Origin of the sequence: uncultured Granulicatella sp., assembly GCF_963516875.1 — a bacterium.
GTDB lineage: Bacteria > Bacillota > Bacilli > Lactobacillales > Aerococcaceae > Granulicatella.
The window spans coordinates 56,338-74,830 of the sequence record NZ_CAUQCL010000005.1 but is presented as its reverse complement, the minus strand read 5'-3'; the positions used below and the strand labels follow the sequence as shown (position 1 = coordinate 74,830).

20 protein-coding genes are annotated in these 18,493 nt (G+C 33.2%); 2 read left to right on the top strand and 18 right to left on the bottom strand.

The genetic code is table 11. From position 1 onward, the window contains the following. Nucleotides 1-349: 349 nt before the first annotated feature. Nucleotides 350-1,333, bottom strand: a complete 984-nt coding sequence (gene pta, locus RWM24_RS03700) for a phosphate acetyltransferase (protein WP_314111685.1) — start codon at nt 1,331-1,333, stop codon at nt 350-352. A gap of 204 nt (nt 1,334-1,537) precedes the next feature. On the opposite strand from pta, the gene RWM24_RS03695 reads away from it, so the two are divergent. Together RWM24_RS03695 and RWM24_RS03690 are read left to right on the top strand one after the other, a co-directional pair. Beyond that, on the top strand, nt 1,538-2,308 hold the full coding sequence (locus RWM24_RS03695) for a threonine/serine exporter family protein (protein ID WP_314111683.1): 771 nt from the start codon (nt 1,538-1,540) through the stop codon (nt 2,306-2,308). After that, nucleotides 2,305-2,742: a threonine/serine exporter family protein gene (locus RWM24_RS03690; protein WP_314111680.1), complete on the top strand. Its 438-nt coding sequence runs from the start codon at nt 2,305-2,307 to the stop codon at nt 2,740-2,742. Before RWM24_RS03695 ends, RWM24_RS03690 begins: the two co-directional genes overlap by 4 nt. Nucleotides 2,743-2,768: 26 nt before the next feature. On the opposite strand, the gene RWM24_RS03685 is transcribed toward RWM24_RS03690, so the two are convergent. The 17 genes from RWM24_RS03685 to RWM24_RS03605 all read right to left on the bottom strand — a co-directional run bounded on the left by RWM24_RS03685 (nt 2,769) and on the right by RWM24_RS03605 (nt 18,491). Then, on the bottom strand, nt 2,769-3,416 hold the full coding sequence (locus RWM24_RS03685; protein ID WP_314111677.1) for a DivIVA domain-containing protein: 648 nt from the start codon (nt 3,414-3,416) through the stop codon (nt 2,769-2,771). 14 nt (nt 3,417-3,430) lie between these two features. Beyond that, complete coding sequence (locus tag RWM24_RS03680; RefSeq protein WP_314111673.1) at nt 3,431-4,219, bottom strand: RNA-binding protein; 789 nt, start codon at nt 4,217-4,219, stop codon at nt 3,431-3,433. 12 nt (nt 4,220-4,231) lie between these two features. Further along, the gene (locus RWM24_RS03675; protein ID WP_314111670.1) at nt 4,232-4,495 is read right to left on the bottom strand and encodes a YggT family protein; all 264 of its coding nucleotides are present in this window, start codon (nt 4,493-4,495) and stop codon (nt 4,232-4,234) included. A gap of 30 nt (nt 4,496-4,525) precedes the next feature. Further along, entirely contained in the window at nt 4,526-4,948 is a 423-nt protein-coding gene (locus RWM24_RS03670) for a cell division protein SepF (RefSeq protein WP_314078019.1), read from the bottom strand. Nucleotide 4,949: 1 nt separating this feature from the next. Beyond that, a complete protein-coding gene (locus RWM24_RS03665; RefSeq protein WP_314111697.1) occupies nt 4,950-5,612 on the bottom strand; it encodes a YggS family pyridoxal phosphate-dependent enzyme in 663 nt (220 codons plus the stop codon). A gap of 4 nt (nt 5,613-5,616) precedes the next feature. Next, the gene (gene ftsZ / locus RWM24_RS03660) at nt 5,617-6,906 is read right to left on the bottom strand and encodes a cell division protein FtsZ (RefSeq protein WP_314111668.1); all 1,290 of its coding nucleotides are present in this window, start codon (nt 6,904-6,906) and stop codon (nt 5,617-5,619) included. A 23-nt stretch (nt 6,907-6,929) separates the two neighbouring features. Then, complete coding sequence (gene ftsA, locus RWM24_RS03655; RefSeq protein ID WP_314111666.1) at nt 6,930-8,255, bottom strand: cell division protein FtsA; 1,326 nt, start codon at nt 8,253-8,255, stop codon at nt 6,930-6,932. A gap of 126 nt (nt 8,256-8,381) precedes the next feature. Next, nucleotides 8,382-9,176: an FtsQ-type POTRA domain-containing protein gene (locus tag RWM24_RS03650; RefSeq protein WP_314111664.1), complete on the bottom strand. Its 795-nt coding sequence runs from the start codon at nt 9,174-9,176 to the stop codon at nt 8,382-8,384. A 20-nt stretch (nt 9,177-9,196) separates the two neighbouring features. After that, a complete protein-coding gene (murG, locus tag RWM24_RS03645) occupies nt 9,197-10,294 on the bottom strand; it encodes an undecaprenyldiphospho-muramoylpentapeptide beta-N-acetylglucosaminyltransferase (RefSeq protein WP_314111661.1) in 1,098 nt (365 codons plus the stop codon). A 17-nt stretch (nt 10,295-10,311) separates the two neighbouring features. After that, on the bottom strand, nt 10,312-11,673 hold the full coding sequence (murD, locus tag RWM24_RS03640) for a UDP-N-acetylmuramoyl-L-alanine--D-glutamate ligase (RefSeq protein ID WP_314111659.1): 1,362 nt from the start codon (nt 11,671-11,673) through the stop codon (nt 10,312-10,314). Between the two features lie 84 nt (nt 11,674-11,757). Next, entirely contained in the window at nt 11,758-12,720 is a 963-nt protein-coding gene (gene mraY / locus RWM24_RS03635; protein ID WP_314111656.1) for a phospho-N-acetylmuramoyl-pentapeptide-transferase, read from the bottom strand. Nucleotides 12,721-12,730: 10 nt separating this feature from the next. Beyond that, complete coding sequence (locus RWM24_RS03630; protein ID WP_314111654.1) at nt 12,731-14,218, bottom strand: UDP-N-acetylmuramoyl-L-alanyl-D-glutamate--2,6-diaminopimelate ligase; 1,488 nt, start codon at nt 14,216-14,218, stop codon at nt 12,731-12,733. 17 nt (nt 14,219-14,235) lie between these two features. Then, complete coding sequence (locus RWM24_RS03625) at nt 14,236-16,026, bottom strand: penicillin-binding transpeptidase domain-containing protein (RefSeq protein WP_314111652.1); 1,791 nt, start codon at nt 16,024-16,026, stop codon at nt 14,236-14,238. Further along, entirely contained in the window at nt 16,023-16,397 is a 375-nt protein-coding gene (locus RWM24_RS03620) for a cell division protein FtsL (RefSeq protein WP_314111649.1), read from the bottom strand. Before RWM24_RS03620 ends, RWM24_RS03625 begins: the two co-directional genes overlap by 4 nt. A 22-nt stretch (nt 16,398-16,419) precedes the next feature. Beyond that, on the bottom strand, nt 16,420-17,361 hold the full coding sequence (rsmH, locus tag RWM24_RS03615; protein WP_314111648.1) for a 16S rRNA (cytosine(1402)-N(4))-methyltransferase RsmH: 942 nt from the start codon (nt 17,359-17,361) through the stop codon (nt 16,420-16,422). Nucleotides 17,362-17,379: 18 nt separating this feature from the next. After that, nucleotides 17,380-17,811, bottom strand: a complete 432-nt coding sequence (gene mraZ, locus RWM24_RS03610; RefSeq protein ID WP_314111646.1) for a division/cell wall cluster transcriptional repressor MraZ — start codon at nt 17,809-17,811, stop codon at nt 17,380-17,382. A gap of 314 nt (nt 17,812-18,125) precedes the next feature. After that, nucleotides 18,126-18,491 (bottom strand): DUF3397 family protein, encoded by a 366-nt coding sequence (locus tag RWM24_RS03605; protein ID WP_314111643.1) that lies wholly within the window; start codon nt 18,489-18,491, stop codon nt 18,126-18,128. Nucleotides 18,492-18,493 lie beyond the last annotated feature (2 nt).

Here is an 18,493-nt window from a genome sequence, read left to right as displayed (position 1 = left end):
AGGCTCAAATTTTAGCCAAGAGACCGCTAGGGCTACTGGCGTCCGTTACTACATTTGAAAAGTCATGGCTAGAGTTTATGTCTACGTCCAGAACGTATACAAACAATTTAGAAACGTAACAATCATAACAGAAACCCTAGACTACACTTTTCCCGTAGCAGTAGTAACAGAAACTGGCAAGCCAGATTCTGTTACCGGAAAATTTGAGACCTCAGGCTCAAATTTTAGCAATGAGATTCGCAAAGCGAAGCTGCTTGCGTCCGTGCTACCTTTGAAAAGTTTAGTCTAGGATTTCTGTAACCGCAAAAAAAGCATGAAACGATTGTTCCATGCTTTCGTTATTTTCAGATTATGCTTCCATTAAAGCTTGGTTTGCTGTAATGATCGCTAATTTATAAACATCTTCTTCGTTACATCCACGAGATAAATCAGAAATTGGTTTATTTAATCCTTGTAAGATTGGTCCAATTGCTTCAAAGTTACCGAAACGTTGCGCAATTTTGTAACCAATATTTCCTGATTGAATTTCAGGGAACACAAATACTGTAGCTTCCCCTGCTACTGATGAATCTGGAGCTTTTTGTTTACCAACACTTGGTACAAACGCAGCATCAAATTGTAATTCCCCATCAATATTGTAGTTAGGAGCTAATTCTTTCGCAATACGAGCAGCTTCTGCTACTTTTAAAGCCTCTTCAGATTTTGCTGAACCTTTCGTTGAAAAACTTAATAAAGCAACATTAGGTTCAATCCCAAATAATTCTGCAGTTTTAGCTGATTCAACAGCAATTTCAGCCAACTCTTGCGCATTAGGATTAATATTAATAGCGCAGTCTGAGAATAAATATTTCTTAGATTTATCACTATTAATCATAATAAACGCACCACTAGTACGTGATACACCAGGTTTTGTTTTAATAATTTGTAAAGCTGGACGTACAGTGTCTCCTGTAGAATGCACCGCACCAGATACTAAACCATCAGCTAATCCCATATGTACCATCATTGTTCCAAAATAAGTCACATCTTTTAATAATTCACGAGCAGCTTCTGGAGTTGCTTTACCTTTACGACGTTCTACAAAACTTTCCACTACTGCTTCAAAGTTTTCATAAGTTTCTGGATCAATAATAGTAATATCATGTAAATTAAATCCACGTCTTTGCGCTACTTCTTCAATTTCATCTTTTTTCCCTAATAAAATAGGATGACATAATTCATCTGCTCTTAAACGTACAACAGCACCTAAAATACGAGGTTCGCTTCCTTCTGGGAAAACAATTTTTAATCCTTTCCCTTTAATCTTGCTTGACAATTCTTCAAATAATTCCACAACTATCCCTCCAATTATTTTCTATAAACTATGATACAACAAATCTCATATAAAAAACAGTACTAAGTTTTAGTTTAAGAGAATATTCTTCAAAAAATTACATCTGTTATAGTCTAATGATTAACACAGTTAAATAGAAAGACTTATTTACACACTTTAAACTTATGGTATACTAATCTTATTACGTTATAAAGGAGATTCATCATGCGAGAATACGCTAAAAAATTGATGGATACTGCCATGCTTGCAGGTCAAATTATGTTAGAATGCAATGCAGAAAGTTATCGTGTAGAAGAAACGATGAATTATATTTTATCTACTTCTCATTTTGCCACTTGCGAAGCATTTGCGAATGCTACTGGAATCTTCGCAACATTGGACGATGACTGCATTGATTGTATTACCGAAATCCGTCGTGTTCCAAATCGAGATACAAACTTAAATCGAATTTATAAAGTCAATAGTATCTCTCGTCAATTAGTCAGTGGAGAAATCGATATCGACACTGCTTATGAAAAATTTCAAAATTTAAAAGAATCAGATTATCCATCTTGGTTGAAAAATATTGGATTAATTATTATGTGTGGGTGCTATGCTGCCCTTTATGGAGCAACTTTATTAGAAATGTTTGTTGCTGGATTAGCAGCTATTATACTTCCATTTATTTATAAACTGGATGCCAAATTAGGATTAGGGATGTTTATTACAAATTTAATTTCCATTATCCCAATGGTTATCATTATTTGTTATCTTCAAGAAACGATATTTCCAACAATCCATATTGGAATTCCAATTATTGGTGCAATTATGCCTGCTGTACCAGGTACTGCTATTACAAATGCTATTCGGGATACTTTACGAGGAGATTATAATTCTGGAACTGCACGTGCGGTAGAAGCAGCCGTCACTGCTCTATCGATTTCCATTGCGGTAGCGATTGGTCTATTAATTGGAGGAGGTGTAAATCCATTATGATGTTTCAAGTCATTAGTTCAGTCATTGCGGTTTATTTTAGTAGTATTGTATTTGAAGTACCAAAGCGTTTAATTAAATATACCGCTCTTATTGGTGGTATTGGTTGGTGGATTTATCTGTTATTTTTAGATAGTGCTGGAATGGAACTATCCACGTATTATAGTGGACTTACGGTAGCTTTTCTTTCACATTTAGCAGCAAGATTTTTCAAAGCTCCCGTGACTGTATTTTTTATTCCAGGATTTTTCCCATTAGTACCAGGAGCTGGAATGTATCGAACAGCCTATGCTTTTTTAACTGGGGATTCTGTGAAAGCTCATTATTATTTATCGAGTACAATTTCTGTAGCTGGAATGATTGCTCTTGCCATTTTTACAGTAGACTCACTTTTTCGTTTACATTCCATTTGGAAAAATCATACAAAAAAAACGTGATACTAACGAGGTATCACGTTTTTTGATTATTCGAATCCACCAACTGTAATAACTTCATCTGTTGGAAGAATGATTTCTTGTGTATTTGGATTACTTTCTTCCACACTTGGAGTAAATGTAGGCGTTACTTCTGGTGCAATTAATTGTTCATTTTTCTTTGCACGACCTGCTATAATTGATTCAATAGATGGTGCAGATACTTCAATTTTAGAATGGCTATTTAATAATAAATCCCACTCTTCATTTTTAATCATTTCTAATTGAGATTCCACCATAATTTGTAATCTTTGACGGAACATACGTGTTTCTTTCTTCAATACATCTGTTTCACGATTGATTTCAGTTGCTTTTTCAGCTGCTTCTTTTAATAATCTCTCTGCTTCTTTTTCAGCTTCGAAAATAATAATTTCTGCATCTTTACGAGCATTTTCTTTCAAACGGTCAGCAGCTTCTTGTGCTACGATGATTGATTTATTTAATGTTTCTTGAATAGAATTAAAGTATGAAACTTTTTCTTCATTGAATTTTACACGTTTTTCTAAATCTTTATTTTCACGAATTAATTGTTCAACTGTACGAATAACTTCATCTAAATAATCATTTACTTCTTCTGGATCATATCCTTTGAATTTTGTAGGAAATTCCTTATTATGGATTTCAATTGGCGTTAACATATTTCCAACTCCTCTTATTTATTTTTCTCGAGCAGACCTATTTCAAGTTTTATTTTATCCTTTTTCGTCCGTCCCTCTATATTTTTTATCTGTATTCTACCATACCCTCTTATGGAAATAATATCAAGTATTTCAATCATAAAATCTGGACGAATTTCTTCTGCCCAATTCACCTTAACTTTATTTCCTTCCACTAATTCCTTTGAACGTTGTCGAGAAATATGGAAAATAGATGCAATTAATGTATCTAATCTCAATGAGGATACAATTGCAGTTGTATAAGACCAATGATCGATAGGAATGATTAGATCAGGATAATCTCTTTCTTCAATACGGATACTAATTTTCCCTACCTTTTGAAAATTATGTTTTAAATAAGACAACATTTGTTTTGTTACGAATAATTGCCATCTTTCTCCATCCGATATAATATCTCCTAATTGGTCACGGTCTATCCCTAAGCCTACCAAAGAACCGAGGATTTGTCCATGACTTATTGAAGAAAATTTTATCGGATAATGAATTTCTATTAATGCAACATCAAATTCATCTGTTGTCGGTGTATAAAAATCTGGATAAATCATACCTCTTTTTCGCTCAGCAGCAATATAGCCACCTTCAAATTGAAATATTATATCATCATATTGTCCAACAATAGCCTCAACAATAAATTGTTGTCGTGGATCTAAAAAGGGTGTCAATATCGGAGCATACTGTTCTTGACAAGAAGCAACCCAAGATTCTACTTTTCGAATAAAATCTTGTTCTTCTTTTCTAAAATGTTGAAATATAGACGTATCCATAACTATCACCTATTAAAATATAAATTTAACAATTTGAATAATGCCTAGTTTTACAAACTGTAAAAATAAAATTCCAAAAATAGCTGAAAAACCAAACATTCCTATTCTTATTTTATCGAAATAAGATAAATATGGTTCACACAACGCTTGAAGCCATCTGGCTAATTTAGTATTTTGCGCTTGTGGAAACCAAGTTAATACAACATAAATTGTAATTAACAATATATAAAGATCAATTGCCCGTAACAATAAACGGATAAATTGAAACAATAACATATCTTTCTCCTTAACTTAAATTTATTTCCATTAATAAGAAGAATACTCATCCTCAACAAAAGATCCTTGTACTTGGAAATTCGGTGGTGAACAAATATAAATATCTTCTCGAATTTGTTGAACATCTCCATTAATGGCATAAGTGACTCCAACGACAAAGTCGATGACTCTTTTCGCATCCGCAACTTCCATTTTTCTAAAGTTAATAATCACTGCTTCACCTTTTAACAAAGCGTCTGCCACACGTTCTGCTTCTGTATAAACCGTTGGTTCCATTACAAAAACTTTTGAAACTTTTTTATTTTGTTGTGCTTGTTGAAAACTAACAACATTAGAGGGAGTTCTTCGGTATTCCTGAACATTTGACTGTTCTTCTTCATACATTTCTTCATCGATTGGCTCATACCCATCATCTGGATCTAAAAATGTTTTAACGCTATTCCAAAATCCCATACTACTCCTCCTCTTCAAACCAAGCCGTTCCTATTCTAATAAAATGAGCGCCTTCTTCAATCGCAATCGGATAATCTTGACTCATCCCCATGCTTAATTGTAATGGCTTCTCACTGTTAATATTTTCAGAAATTTCTTTTAACTCATGAAAATACTGACGAATTTCTTCTTCACTCGCATCGAATGGTGCCATTGTCATTAATCCAATGATGTCAATGTTAGCATATTGTTTGGAAACTTCAAAAGCTTCAAAAACTTCTTTTGTAGTAAAACCATGTTTCGATTCTTCCCCAGAAACATTGACTTCTAGAAAACATTTCAATGGTGAATTTAATCTTTTTTCTATTTCTTCCATAATCGATAATCGATCAATCGCGTGAAAATATTGAATTCGATTCACAATTTGTTTTACTTTTCTTTTTTGTAATGGTCCAATCAAATGCCAAACAATATCCTCTTGCGGGAATGCTTCTTGACGCTCTAATAGTTTTTCAACACGATTCTCCGCAAAATGCCGAAATCCAAGAGAATAAACTTCTTGGATTTCTTCATTCGTACGATTTTTAGTTACTATGATAGGACATACTTCTTGTACATCTCTTGAAACTTTATCGCATGATTGTTGAATGCGAGTTAATATTTGTTCTGCATTACGTTTAATCATCATATTAGTTTCTATTTCTTCTTCTGAAGAATGGTGGTGTGTCTAATGTGTCATCAGATTCATATTTTGTTTCCACTGGAGCTTCTACGAAACTCTTTTGTGAAAATGGAGAATCTGTTTCTGTTGTTGTTTCACGAACAGTTGCTTCACGACGAATATCCCAATCTCCGAAAATATCTTTTTCAGGTTGTTTTTCTTCAACTACTGCTTTTTTCTTTGGTGTTACTTGTTTTTCTTGGAATGTTTGAGGGTTATTTCCAATTTCTTTTGTTGAAGTTGGTGTAGTTGGTGTTAATGTTGGACGGCTAGTGCGACTAGCTGTTTTTTTAGAAGATTTATGTTCTTCATCAATTCCAGTAGCAATAACTGTTACAATAACTTCATCTCCAAGATTTTCATTAATAGATGTACCAAAGATAATATTAACATCATTTGTTGCAGCTGCTGCTACGATATCAGAAGCATCTTGCGCTTCGAATAATGTTAAATCAGATCCACCTGTAATGTTTAATAAGATTTGTTCTGCTCCATCAATTGAAACTTCTAATAATGGAGAAGAAATAGCTTTTTTCGTTGCTTCTGCAGTACGGTTTTCTCCACTAGCAACTCCGATTCCCATTAATGCTGAACCTTGATCTTTCATGACTGTTTTCACGTCAGCAAAGTCTAAGTTTACATAACCAGGTGCAATAATTAAATCAGAAATACCTTGTACTCCTTGACGTAATACATTGTCTGCTTCACGGAATGCTTCTAACATAGGAGTCTTTTTATCAACGATTTCTAATAAACGGTTATTTGAAATTGTTACTAATGTATCCACATTTGCTTTCATTTGAGCAACACCTTCTGCTGCATAACGACCACGTTTTGGTCCTTCAAAGCTAAATGGACGAGTTACTACCCCAACCGTTAAAGCTCCTAAATCTTTTGCAATACGAGCTACGATTGGTGCTGCACCAGTACCAGTTCCGCCACCCATACCAGCTGTAACGAAAATTAAATCTGCTCCTGATAAAGCTTCACGAATACGTTCTTCACTTTCTTCTGCAGCTTTTAAACCGATGTCAGGTAATGAACCTGCTCCTAAACCTTTTGTTAATTTAGGTCCTAATTGAATTTTAGTTTCTGCTTTAGAATTTGCTAAAGCTTGTGTATCTGTATTGGCAACGATAAATTCAACGCCTTGTACGCCTTCAGCAATCATACGGTTTACAGCATTATTTCCTGCTCCACCTACACCAATGACTTTAATAACAGCGCCTTGTAAATTTGTATCAAATTCGAATTCCATTCTTTTTCCTCCTTAGATTCTTACTAGTCAATGAACATTTTGAAGAAGTTTTTCACTTTATCTCCAAAACTTTCTGATTCAGTTTCTTGTTTTACTTCCACATCCACCTTTGGTTGTTCAACTGGTTGTGGAGTTGGTTCTACAACTGGACGGCTAGGGTTCGTTAGAGGTGTTACTCTCTTTTCAGTTGTTAATTTACCTTTTTGGGCAATACGATGCACATCATCTAATGATGCAGCATATTGAATTAATCCCATACTTGTTGCATAAATTGGATTTCTCATTCCCATTTGTTCAGGAATATATGTTTTTACATTTACTCCAAAAATTTCTTGAGCTAATTCAAGTACACCTGCCATAGAAGATGCTCCACCGGTTAAAACAATTCCTCCAGGTAAACTTAATGCATCTACTTGATCTAAAGCACGTTTAATTGTTTCAAAAATTTGAACTTCTCTCGCTTCAATAATTTCTGACAAATAATGTTCATCCACTTTAACAGGATCTTTTTTTCCAATTGTTTCAACTGGGAAGAATTCTTCATCAGAAGTTTCAGTAGAAATAGCATAGCCATACTCACGTTTAATACGTTCTGCATTTTCATAGCTTGCATTTAAAATAACTGAAATGTCTTTTGTTACGAAATCTCCACCTTCTTGGTCAACATAAGAGAATTTTAATTGATGATCATGCATTACTGACGCACTAGTTTGTCCGCCACCCATATCAATTAGAATTGTACCAAACTCACGTTCACCTGCTGACATTGCTACTTGGCTAATAGCAAGAGGTTGAATAACCATTTCTTCAATATTTAATCCTGCTTTATCAATACAACGTTTGATATTATGAACAATTGTTTTTGGTCCAGTAATCATGCTTGCGTATAATTCTAATCGAACACCAATCATTCCACGAGGATCTTTAATTCCATCGAATCCATCTACGATAAATTCTTCTGGAATGACAGAAATAATTTCTCTTTCAGGAGCAACTGAACGAACTTTTGCTGCTGAAATAACATTATGAACATCCACATCAGTAATTTCACGATTTTCACTTGAAACAGCAATCATGCCATGACATGGTTCAATCGAAATTTGATTACTTGGGATTCCTACGATAACATCTTTAATTTCAATATTTGATTTTTGTTCTGCTTGTTTAACGGCTTTTTTAATAGATTCAACAGTTTCGTCGATATCTACAATTACTCCCCGACTAAGTCCTTGAGATTTTTCATTGCCGACTCCAATAATGTTTAATTGTCCACGAATATATTCAGCAACAACAACTTTAATTGAAGTGGTTCCAATATCTAAACTCACATAAATTCCTTGATTTTTCACGTTTATTGAAACCTCCTACTAATATTTTTTCATTCACATTTTATAAATAACTATACTGATTCATTTTAACATATTTCTTGACTGTTAAGAAAACATTTGTATATTTTCTTAATAATTTTTTTCAATTTATTGGGCATTCACGTCAGGTGTGTAAAAAATTCCAACTTCCATATCAATCGTTCCTGATTTTTTAGGCAATTGTTTTAAAATACTTGGATAATAATTAAGCTTCTCACCAATATCTTTTAATGTCCCAATCACTTTCATTCCATCCTTCATTTTTAAATGAAGTTTTAGCGGTTTTTGTTCAGGATCTACATATTGAATTTGACGAATATTACTAATCACACTTGGAGAAGTTTTCTCCAATTGATTGGCTAATTGAATTCTCGATTCTTCTGTGAAGTTCACTAATTCTGGATATTTTTCTTTATTTGTTAATTCTTCTACTGAAATCGACTGAGCATCTTCTAATAACTCTTTATATTGCCCATCTTCAACATAATAACCAATGGCAGGATTTTCTAAAATCGTTAACCGGATTGTATTCAATCCTGACAATGTTACAGAAACATCTTTAATTTTAGGGTTTTGAGCGGTTAATCTTTTTCGAATGATTTCATGTTCTGATAAAATTCCCCAGATACTCTTTCCTTTTTTGATGCCTGCTTGTTCTTGAATCATTTCAACTGCTACTTGTCGATTCCCATACACATAAATTTCCTTAGGTTTTGAAAAAGGAGAAATAAAATACAATCCCCAAAACATACAAGCAAGAAATATCCACCATAAAAATCTCATTTCTAACTTAGAAAAATGAAAGATTTTTCTCAATATCCGTAATGATTCCTTGTTTTGTACCTCCTCATTGAACTCAGTCGGAGGAGGCGAAGAAGTTGAAGCTTTTTTAAAAAATTTCATAAGACTCCTCCATTTTCTTTCTACATCATTTCATGAATCATACTTGTTAATCTTACACTTGCATCTGTAATTCCCATTTTTCTAGCAGAAGCAGCCATTGCTTCTTTCTTTTGAGAATCTAATAAAATGTGATCAATTTCAGCTAACATTATTTGAGCATTCAATTCTTTTTCTAAAATCATCGATGCTGCTCCTTGATCGACTAACGAACGAGCATTGGCTTCTTGATGATTATTCGTTACATATGGACTTGGAATTAAAATACTTGCTAAACCTAATGCTGTTAGTTCTGTTAAAGTTGTTGCGCCACTACGACAAACGACCAAATCTACATTTTGGAATAGTTGTGGCATATCTTTAATATACGGAAAAACAGAAACATTTGGCAATGATTTTTCTAAATTTGTAATCTGATTGTTGATTTTGTCATAATGTACTTCTCCTGTAACCATTATGACATGATAATTTTTATTAGCAAATCCTTCTAAAGCCTCAACAAACACTTCATTCATTCGTTCAGACCCACGACTTCCACCAAAAATAACAACAATTGGTAAATCTGTCTCTACTCCTATAGAAGCTAAATATTCAGGTTTTTTCTCAATTTCTACAACTTCTTGTCCTCTAGGATTTCCTGTTAAAACAACTTTATCACTGTAAGAGGCAAAATCTTTTTTCACATCTTCAAAGCAAATCGCAATTTTATTGACCCATTTTGCTAAAAATTTATTTGTTATTCCGGCAACACTATTTTGTTCATGAATAATAGTTGGAATTTTTAGCAAACTAGCTGCAAATAATACGGGTGCACAAACATAACCACCCGTACCAATGACAACATCTGGTTTAAATTCTTTTAAAATTTTTCTTGCTTTAATAACACTTGTTACCATATAGTAGGCTGTTTTTAAGTTTTCTAATGAAAGCGAACGTTTTAAGCCTTCGATTTTAATAGATTCAAATGCATATCCTGCTTGAGGAACAATTTTACTTTCTAATCCTCGTTTTGTTCCAATATATAAATATTCTACATCCTCTTGTTTTTCTAAATATCTCATAAATGCAAGTGCAGGATAAATATGACCTCCTGTACCTCCGCCAGATACGACAACTCTCATGAATATTTTCCTCTTTCTTATAAATTCTCTATAACTCGAATAAATTCATCCCCACGAATTTCAAAATTCTTAAATTGATCCCAACTTGCACAAGCTGGTGATAATAAAATAATATCGTCTTCTTTACTGATTTCATAAGCCTTTTTAGTCGCTTCTTCTAATGTATTCACGATTTCAATAACAGGAATACTTGCAACTTTCGCAGCTTCTTGTAATTTTTCTTTCGTTTCTCCATACAAAACAATACCAGATACAGCTTTTAAATCTGGAACTAATTCATCAAAACCATTTCCTCTATCTAACCCACCGGCGATTAAAACAACCGATTGATTGGTGAAGCTACGCAAGGCTGTTTGAGTGGCAATAATGTTCGTTGCTTTCGAATCATTGTAGAAACGTCTCTTATTTACTTCTTTTACAAATTGTGTACGGTGTTTTACACCATGGAAATTTTGTACTGCTTTTTCAATTCCTTCATTAGTAGCTCCTGCTAATTTTGCAATCGCAACTGCTGCTAATACATTTTCAACATTTTGCGTTCCAGGAACTTGAATCGTTGAAACAGGAATTACCTTTTCACCATTGAAGCAAATATAATCTCCTTCAACTGAAGCTCCAAATTCTAAAACATTTTTTCTACTAAATGGAACTAATGTTGCCTTTGTATGTCCTTCAATTAAGGTAATCAACTCTGGATAATCGGCATTATAGACTAAATAGTCTTCCTCCGTTTGATTTTTCGTCAATTGAAGTTTCGCCTTAATATATTCTTCCCTTGTTCCATGATAATCTAAATGAGCGCTGAATATATTTACAATACACGCAATTTTCGGCTTGAATTGATCAATACCCATCAATTGGAAACTACTCAATTCTGAAACATAAATATCTTCTTTTGTAGATTGTTCTGCTAATTGCGATAATGGAATTCCAATATTTCCTGCCGCATAAACCTGACGTTCAGGGAAAGATTCTTTCAACATCAAGCTCGCTAATGTAGTCGTTGTTGTTTTCCCATTTGAACCTGTAATTCCAATGATTAATCCTTCTAGTAATTGATAGGCAATTTCAACTTCTGTATATACTGGAATTCCTTTTTTAATAGCAGCTTCTACCATACAATTATGGTATGGAATACCTGGATTTTTCACAACAAAATCAAAATGTTCTTCTAATAAATCAACAGGATGCGAACCTGCCAAAACACGAATTCCTTCTTCAATTAAACTTTTTGCATCTGAATTTTCTTCTAATGGAATACGATCATTTACTGTTACAATCGCTCCTTGATGTAATAATAATTTGGCAACTGCCACTCCACTTTTTGCTAATCCAATCACTAATACTCTTTTATGTTCAAATTTCTTTTCATTCAGCACCTAATATGCCCCCTATTTTTATTTCACTATGTATATGGCAGTATGAACTGCCTAAAAATATGTATGAAAAGCTAAAAAGCTTTTCTAAATCAATACTAATGTAATCAATGCTCCAATTAATCCAACTAAACTGAAGACTAAAACGATTTTCACTTCTTTCCAATCACACATCTCAAAATGATGGTGAATTGGACTCATTTTAAACACACGTTTTCCTGTTAATTGAAATGAAGTTACTTGAATAATAACACTAGCTGTCTCTAATACGAATACAATCCCAATTCCTAGCAAACTCCACTCATGATGAAGCATTAAAGAAATGATTGCTAAACCTGCACCTAAAGCTAGAGAACCAACATCTCCCATAAAGATTTTAGCTGGCTTCCAATTGAACATTAAGAATCCAATTAACCCACCTACAACACTAAAACAGAAGAATGCAATTTCTACTTGTTTTGAATGTAATGCTAAAAATGCATACGTTGCATAAGCGACAATAGATGTTGACGTTGCTAAACCATCTAGCCCATCTGTTAAATTTACAGCATTTGAAAATCCTGTAATCCAAATAATTGTAAAGATTGCAAACAATAATAAACTGTGTACTTCACCAATAAACGGAATATAAATTAACGGATCACGTCCACTTAATAAGAATAAAACCACAAAAACAGCTGATCCTACTATTTGTAAAATAAATTTTTGATGACTTTTTAGACCTTGATTTTGCTTTCTAAAAACCTTGATAAAATCATCAAAAAATCCGATTGCCCCAAAAAATACAAATCCAATTACTCCACTCAATAATGTAAAATTAAAATGTCCGAATAATCCTCCAAGAACTAAACTGACAATTCCAATCATCAGTAGGAAGATAAATCCTCCCATCGTAGGTGTTCCACTTTTGGCTTTATGCCAAGATGGCCCATCTTCTAAAGTTGTTTGCCCAAACTGATTCATTCGCATAAACTGAATAAATTTAGGCTCCGCAAATACTGTTGCTAGTAATGTGGCTCCTAATACAAGTAATAATTGTAATGTCATCATTTTCTCCTTTTTATAACTTTCCTAATAATGATTCTACGACTTCAATTTCATTATAAGGATATTCCACTTCACCAATAATTTGATACGGTTCAACACCTTTTCCAGCAAGTAACACAATATCTCCTGCAATTGCTAACTGAAGTGCTTTTTCAATTGCTTCTTCTCGTTTATCAATGCATTCATAAGAAACAGAATTCTTATCAACTGCACTTAGCAATCCTTCATAAATATTTACTAAGGGCTCAGTTCTAGGATTATCTGCTGTAAAGACAACATGGTCTGATTTTGTTAAAGCTATTCTTCCTAATTCTGGTCTCATACTAGAATCACGATTTCCACCACTATGCCCCACAACTGTAATAATTTTACCATGTGGAATTTGTGCTAAGGAATCTAATACATTTTCTAATCCATCCGGAGTATGAGCAAAGTCCACGATTACTTGAAAATCTTGTCCTTTATCAACGGCTTGCATACGTCCAGCAACCCCTTTGAATGCTTTCACTTTTCCCAAAATTTCTTCTATAGAAATCCCATAAACATAGGCTACAGCAATTGCAGACAACATATTGTATACATTAAATGTTCCAAGTATTGGCATATCTACTAAGTAGCGTTCCTCTTGCTGAATAACTAATTCAAAGATTGTATGGCCATTTTCTGTACGAATATTTTCCGCTTTAAAATCAGCATCTGCTGTGATTCCATAACTAATTACTTGAACAGGAGTAGAATACTCAAACATTTGAAACTGTTCATCATCCGCATTTAAAATCGCTACTTTTGGTTTAGAATTTTCTCCAACATAGTTTCCTAATTGAGAAAATAATAAACTTTTAGCATGCGCATATTGTTCCATTGTTTTGTGTAAATCTAGATGTTCATGTGTTAAATTTGTAAAGACTACACAATCATAATCTAATCCCCAAATACGACCTAATTGTAAAGCATGAGAGGAAACTTCCATCAAACAAGTTTCTCCACCAATCTCTTTTAGTTCTTGGAAAGTTTCATGCAATGTTAAAATTTCAGGCGTCGTATTGTGAGTCTGAATAATTTTTGGACCAATTTTACGATAAATTGTACCAATTAATGCAGTTGGTTTATTCGGTTTTTCCAATAATGCATCGATCATATGAGTGACTGTCGTTTTACCATTAGTTCCTGTAACACCAATCATTTGTAAAGATTGAGTTGGATATCCATAAAAATGATTTGCCAACAAAGCCATCACTCTTGTCACATCTTTAACATAAATTACTGGAGTATCCCCTACTTGATTTTTGATAGATTTACTAGCTACAAAGGCAACGGCACCTTTTTCTTTCGCAGCAGCAGCAAAGCGATGCCCATCTACTGTAACTCCATCAATACAGAAAAATAATGTATTTGGACGAACTTTTCTTGAATCTTGTGCTAAAAAATCAATTGTTACACCTGATAAATTACCTTCAATCTTTTTGAGATAAATTAATTGAGCTAATTCTGTAGCTAACATTTCTAAATTCCTCCTTTTTATTGCGTTAATCGACTATAATCTAACGCACGTTTCATCATTGGATTAAAAATCTCTTTAATTAAAGCACTACCTCCAGCTCCATAAGGGTTATTTTGAGGTTGCTTCAATGTAATATATAAAATATATTTTGGATCACTTGCAGGCGCAAATCCAACTACAGAATAAATATAATTACTTCCATACGAGTAATAAGTTCCTGTTTCAGGATTTACAAATTGGGCAGTTCCTGTTTTCGCAGCTATTTCCTCACCTTCAATATCAAACCCATTAGATGTTCCATCTTTCATAGTAGTTGCTTGACGTAAATATTCTAGAGTTTTTTTAGCTGTTTCCGGTTTAATTACTTGCCCTAAAGAATTTTCAGAAAAATTAACTGTAGTATTTGTTGCTGGTCTAAACTCATGATCCACAATTCTTAATTTTTTCATTTCTCCTTGATTCGCAATTGCTGTAAAAGCTTGTACCATTTGAAAAGCTGTTACAGAAATCCCTTGTCCAAAACCAGTCGACAATTGTTGTAAATAAGAATTATATGTATTCAATCCAGTAGCTTCATTTAAAAATCCTGATTGCGTACTTTGACCAAATCCAAATAAATCTAAATATTGCTTCCATTTTTCTACTCCAATTTTTTGAACTACATGAACAAAAGCAACGTTACTTGAGTGAGCTAAACTTTCTAAATAAGTGATTCTCCCCCAACCAACTTTATTATAGTCACGAACTAAATCTTTAAAAATCTGGATTTTACCAGATTCATTCTTTTCATTAGGGTCAAAAACTCCTTCATTAATAGCAGCAGCAAGAGCTAATACTTTCATTGTTGAACCAGGCTCATAGGCTTCATCCATTAACAAATTATTCCACATAGTTGAAATTCCTTCTTTAGTAGTTCCATTAAACGTTGGACGTTGCGTTGCTGCTACTATATTCCCAGTCTTTGGGTCTACCAACATTGCTGTTAATTGTTTTGGAATATATTTTTCATCTACTTGTGACACTAAAGATTCTAAATAAGTTTGCATTTTTTTGTCGATGGTTAAATATAAATCATTTCCATCTTTTGGCTGTTCTGTCACTTCCTCACTTCCTGAAATTACATATCCATTTCCGTCTAATCGTGAAGTTACTTCTCCAGGTTTCCCCGTCAAAGTTGCATTATATGATGCTTCAATTCCCATCTTACCGACTAATTGTTCAACAGATTTTCCATCTAATTCTTCCTTTTCAACATCTGTGTAACCAATCAAGTGAGAAGCAAAAATTCCATTTGGATAATAACGAGAAAGATTTTCCGTAAATTTAATTCCTGGAAGAGCTTCTTTTTCAATTTTTTCTTTTGTTTCGACAGAAAGATTTTTCCCCGCATTTCCGAATTCTACTTGCGCAACATTTTTCTGAGATAAGATTTTTTCAATTTCTGGAGCTTTCATATCGATATACTTCGATAAAACAGCAGCCGTTTTAGAAACATCTTGAACGTAATCATTTTTTCCTTTATCCCATTGATCTGTTAATACAGCAAATAAAGAAAAATTCGTTGCATCTACCGCAATAGGACTACCACTCGCATCATAAATATTTCCACGTTTTGCTTTTAATAATGTAGTATGTGTTAATTTTTTATCTAATTCTTTTCTTAAATCGACGCCATGACTTTGACCAAGCACCATGATTTTATAGAAATTGATAGAAAAAATGAGAAATAGGAAGAATGCGATTGCCATCAAGCAATGTATCGCAATCTTTCTATTTCCCATATATTCCTTAAAATGTTTTTTTTTCATTGTTCAACATTCCTTACGTTATTTTCGCCCATTTTTAATCCTTGTTCTTTAGCAATACGATTCACACGGTCATATTGTGATAATTCTTGTGCCGATTGTAATAACGTATCATTTTTTCTTTGCATCAATGTCGTATTTGTTTGAATGTCTTGTAATTGACGATTTTTATTCGTTACAACCATTGAACTGATAATTGTGATTGTTGCTAAAGCAAACATAAGCACTAAACCAACAATCATATTACGTACATAATTAACTTTTACTCTTTCCTGCGGAATAGCTGTGACTACTGCATCTTTATAAGTATTCGGAAAGGCTTCTCTGGCTATTGTTGTAGAATTTACATCAACGATTTGTTTTGCTAATGCCATCAAAAAACGCCTCCTTTACTACTTATTTTACACGTTCAATCACACGTAATTTCGCACTTTGTGATCGTGAATTTTCTTGCATTTCTTCTTCTGTTGGCAAAATTGGTTTTCTTGTAATTAATTTGAAATCTGCACTTTCTAACTGACCTGGTAAAATTGGTAAATTTTTAGGTCCTTGTTCTACAGTGCTTTTTTGTTTAAACATCGTTTTTACAATACGATCTTCTAATGAATGGAATGAAATCACACTGATTCTTCCACCTACTTCTAACAAGTCAAAAGCTTGTTCCAGTGAGTCCTCCACTGCTGCTAATTCATCATTCACCGCAATACGCACCGCTTGGAAAATTCTTTTAGCAGGATGCCCACCTTTTCTTCTTGCAGCAGCAGGAATACTATCACGAATAATATCCACTAATTCTCCAGTTGTTTCAATTTCATGGTCTTGACGAATACGTTCAATATTTCTCGCAATTTGTTTAGAGAATTTTTCTTCTCCATAGCGATAAAAAATCCGAACTAATTCATCATAACTCCAATCATTAATAATTTCTTTTGCAGTTAATGATGCCGTTTGATCCATTCTCATATCTAAAATAGCATTTTGATGATAGCTAAATCCTCTCTCAATTTGATCCAACTGGGGAGAAGATACTCCTAAGTCATACAAAATCCCATCGACTTTTTTAATTCCTAATTCATTAAGTTTTTCCTGAATCATTCTAAAATTTGCATGAATAAATGTTACTTTATCTTTATCAATAAAATTTTTCAAACGGATTTTAGCATTATCAATAGCATTCATATCTTGGTCAAAACAATATAAATGTCCTGTTGTCAATTGACTTAATAAATATTCACTATGTCCTGCCCCACCTAATGTACAATCTACATAAATCCCATCTGGTTTTACCTCAAGGTTGTCTACTGTTTCATGTAGCAATACGGTTACATGTTTAAACATTCTCTATTAATACCCTTTCTAAAATCCAAAATCAGCCATTTGTTCTGCTAATTCTTCAAAATTCTCTTCAGTTTCAGCAACATATGCTTTCCAACGATCTTCATCCCAAATTTCAATTCGGTCATTCACACCAATGACACGACAATTTTTTACTAAACCTGCATGTTCTCGTAGAGTTGGTGTGATATTAATTCTTCCTTGTTTATCAAATTCCACTTCGCTTGCAGCAGAATTAAAGAAGCGGGCAAATGCACGAGTGTCTTTTTTTGATTGAGGTAATTCACTTAACTTTTGACGAAGCAATTGCCACTGTTCAAGAGGATAGCCGTATAAGCAGCCATCTAGTCCACGTGTTACAACAAAAGTAAATCCTAAATCTTCGCGAAACTTCGCTGGAACAATCATACGTCCCTTAGCATCTATTGTGTGTTGGTATTCACCGATTAACATGCAGACTCCTCCTATCATTCATTAATTATCCATAGTTTACCACACTCCCCCACTTTTCACCACTTTTTTATTAAAAAAGTTAAAAAATATTTTATTTTCACCCCAATTTTTATCAAATTAGGTTTATCTTTCTTAACACATCGAACTAGGAAATATAACTGACATCATAGATTCAATGAAAAATGGTGTCATTTCATAAGCAACCAGTTTATAATAATTTAATATTTCAGAAGAGTTATTTGAATCCTATTTATAACAAAAAAACTAAAAGAGCCCACCGTATCATACGGCGAGCTCTTTTTCTGTTAAAATCTTTATTTAAAAATCAAGAAATAAATAAATTGACCTGCTAATATCAGATGACCAATCACTAAAATTAAAAATTCAATTGAACAAAATTGATACACAAATTGACGGATATAAAACTCTGGATTTTTCTTTTTCACTAATAATAAAAGCATTCCTGCTATACTACTGAATACAATCACCCAAGGCATTAATGATATACCTAAAATAAACTGACTAAATATTTCATAGCTTACAAATAAAAGAGGAAGCATCACTTCTCTTATTGTTAAAAAAAATGATTCTGAAAAATAAATTCTTGTACCAAAATAAAATTGTAAAATGAAATAAGATGCAATCGTAATAGTGATTAATAATAGGGATAATACTAACATTA

Excerpts from the sequence above, each read along its gene's own strand:
- RWM24_RS03675 (WP_314111670.1), bottom strand. The coding sequence starts at position 4,495 with ATGTTATTGTTTCAATTTATCCGTTTATTGTTACGGGCAATTGATCTT.
- RWM24_RS03665 (WP_314111697.1), bottom strand. The coding sequence starts at position 5,612 with ATGATTAAACGTAATGCAGAACAAATATTAACTCGCATTCAACAATCA.
- RWM24_RS03680 (WP_314111673.1), bottom strand. The coding sequence starts at position 4,219 with ATGGATACGTCTATATTTCAACATTTTAGAAAAGAAGAACAAGATTTT.
- murG (WP_314111661.1), bottom strand. The coding sequence starts at position 10,294 with ATGAGAGTTGTCGTATCTGGCGGAGGTACAGGAGGTCATATTTATCCT.
- mraZ (WP_314111646.1), bottom strand. The coding sequence starts at position 17,811 with ATGTTAATCGGTGAATACCAACACACAATAGATGCTAAGGGACGTATG.
- RWM24_RS03620 (WP_314111649.1), bottom strand. The coding sequence starts at position 16,397 with ATGGCATTAGCAAAACAAATCGTTGATGTAAATTCTACAACAATAGCC.
- RWM24_RS03670 (WP_314078019.1), bottom strand. The coding sequence starts at position 4,948 with ATGGGATTTTGGAATAGCGTTAAAACATTTTTAGATCCAGATGATGGG.
- RWM24_RS03625 (WP_314111652.1), bottom strand. The coding sequence starts at position 16,026 with ATGAAAAAAAAACATTTTAAGGAATATATGGGAAATAGAAAGATTGCG.
- RWM24_RS03690 (WP_314111680.1), top strand. The coding sequence starts at position 2,305 with ATGATGTTTCAAGTCATTAGTTCAGTCATTGCGGTTTATTTTAGTAGT.
- RWM24_RS03630 (WP_314111654.1), bottom strand. The coding sequence starts at position 14,218 with ATGTTAGCTACAGAATTAGCTCAATTAATTTATCTCAAAAAGATTGAA.
- ftsZ (WP_314111668.1), bottom strand. The coding sequence starts at position 6,906 with ATGGAATTCGAATTTGATACAAATTTACAAGGCGCTGTTATTAAAGTC.
- RWM24_RS03685 (WP_314111677.1), bottom strand. The coding sequence starts at position 3,416 with ATGTTAACGCCAATTGAAATCCATAATAAGGAATTTCCTACAAAATTC.
- mraY (WP_314111656.1), bottom strand. The coding sequence starts at position 12,720 with ATGATGACATTACAATTATTACTTGTATTAGGAGCCACATTACTAGCA.
- RWM24_RS03650 (WP_314111664.1), bottom strand. The coding sequence starts at position 9,176 with ATGAAATTTTTTAAAAAAGCTTCAACTTCTTCGCCTCCTCCGACTGAG.
- RWM24_RS03695 (WP_314111683.1), top strand. The coding sequence starts at position 1,538 with ATGCGAGAATACGCTAAAAAATTGATGGATACTGCCATGCTTGCAGGT.
- rsmH (WP_314111648.1), bottom strand. The coding sequence starts at position 17,361 with ATGTTTAAACATGTAACCGTATTGCTACATGAAACAGTAGACAACCTT.
- RWM24_RS03605 (WP_314111643.1), bottom strand. The coding sequence starts at position 18,491 with ATGTTAGTATTATCCCTATTATTAATCACTATTACGATTGCATCTTAT.